2 protein-coding genes are annotated in these 2176 nt (G+C 53.9%); both read left to right on the top strand.

Going from position 1 to position 2176, the window contains the following annotated elements; genetic code table 11:
- Positions 1-886 (top strand): hypothetical protein (locus ACXJ5O_RS25060; protein WP_457302275.1); only part of this gene is annotated, 886 nt, incomplete at its 5' end.
- Between the two features lie 7 nt (positions 887-893).
- Positions 894-2176: glycosyltransferase family 2 protein (locus ACXJ5O_RS25055; protein ID WP_457302274.1), on the top strand; the 1283-nt coding region annotated here is incomplete at its 3' end.

Below are 2176 nucleotides of genomic sequence, written 5' to 3'. Positions count from 1 at the left end.
CGCGTATCGAGCCGGGCCAATAACGGAGAATCCCGCGCTGCCGGGCTGGTGGGATGATCGCTCCAAACTTTGGGCTGAAGACGAATATCAGGTCAGCACTGCCTCCGGTAACGTCGCGTGGGCTGCATTGGCGCTTCTTCAGCTTCACGAAAAGACAAAGGAAGCGAAATATCTCGAGGCAGCGGAACGCCTAGCCATTTGGCTCGATCAGTTGCGGGGCGACGACTTTAGCCCGGGAGTGGTGGGGGGATATTACGGTTTTGAGCCCGAGGCCGTCCGTATTGCGTGGAAATCCACTGAACACAACATCGACATCCTGGCTGTGGCCCGATGGCTCAGCATGATCAGCGAAAATCCCCGGTGGGAAAGGCTGGCCGAAAATACGCTGCAGTTCGTGACTAGCATGCGGGACGACAAGAGCGGCTTTCTCATCGGTACAGATTTGACCGGAAATGCAGTCCACAGCACCGACTTGTGGCTGGATGTGCAGATATGGCCCTTTTTGGTCGTCCCCAAATCGCGGCGACCCGCTAAATGGGCCGATACTATTGGCCTGATGGACGCAAAGTTGGCTGTGCCAGGCGGTTATGATTTCAACGGGGATCGGGATGGACTGTGGATCGAGGGAACGGCGCAGGCAGCGTTGCTCTTCCAACAGGATGGTGAACAAAAGCGCGCATCGGAGTTGATCGCCAGCATCCTTGAAAACGTCGATCCGCAATCCGGGTTGCTGTACGCGACCTCCGGCCCGCCCCTTTCAACTGGGTTGACAGTCGGAGCGATGGGGCAGGGCGGTGCGTTCATGTATCAGCACTGGCCGCATCTGGGTGCGACCGCATGGGCCGTGATGGCAGCAATGGATTTCAACCCCTTCCGGCCCAACTGAGGTATGCATGTTTTTCAACGTCAACGACGATGTTTCGAGTGTGCTGCTTTTCGATCTGGGGATTGGACTCCTGTTCGTCGTGTTCTCCAGGTTGGCGCATCGGGACAGGTTGATTGACAGAGTGCTGTTCGGAAGCGCTACAATCCTGTCGCTCGTGCTTTACATTTCCTGGCGATGGCTCGACACATTGCCTGACGTTGAGGTGACCGGAGCCAGCATCTGGGCCTACTTCTACTTTACGTTTGAAGCTATTTCAGTTGTCTATGCGCTTGGTTCAGTTCTTATCCTGTTCAGATCGACTGACTGGTCGCTCGAGGCTGACGACGCTCAGAAACAACTCGCAGCTACGGAACAGTATCCTTCCGTCGACGTATTTATCTGCACTTATAATGAGCCGATCAATATCTTGGAGAAGTCCGTCATCAGTGCCGGATCGATGAATTATCCCTACTTCAAAGTGTATGTCTGCGACGATACCCGCCGTCCTGAAATCAAAGATTATTGCGATCAAATTGGTGTGGGCTATATCACGCGTCCCGACAACCGCCACGCCAAGGCGGGCAACCTCAATAACGCTCTAACGCTTACGAATGCCACTAGGCATCCGTGCGATTTGATCATGGTGCTTGATGCGGATTTTGCCCCGCAAGAAAATTTCCTGCTACGCACAGTTGGGCTGTTCAGGAACGAAGAGGTAGGTATTGTCCAGACACCGCAGTTCTATTTCAACTCTGATCCGATACAACATAATCTTGGCATAAGGTCATCGTTTGTCGATGATCAGCGCGTCTTCTTCGACACTTTTCAGCCAGCGAAGGACGCGGTGGGATGTGCTTTCTGCGTCGGCACCAGTTTTGTCGTGAGGCGCTCCGCTTTGAACGAAATGGACGGATTCCCGCATGAAGCCCTGTCCGAAGACATGTTGCTGACCTATCGCCTGATGGAACGGGGTTATGTGACGCGTTGGCTGAACGAGAAGCTCAGTGTCGGTCTGTCGGCTGAAGGAATTCCGGAATATATAACGCAGCGCACTCGCTGGTGTCTCGGAACCATCCAGATCGGGCTTCTGAAAGATGGCCCATTGTGGCGCGGCCGTTTTACCCTGACCCAGCGTCTCCACTACATCCATGGCCTTCTCAGCTGGCTGTCGAAACCGTTTATCCTTTGCATGCTGTTTGCACCATCGATTTATTGGCTGTTCGACGTCTCGGCTATTCAGGCCGATGAGCTGGTATTCATGAAATACGGGATATCCGCCCTCCTTGTATTCTGGAGTTATTCATCTTGGAT

The sequence above is a fragment of the Phyllobacterium sp. P5_D12 genome, from assembly GCF_054049495.1.
This window is presented reverse-complemented; position numbering and strand designations above follow the sequence as displayed.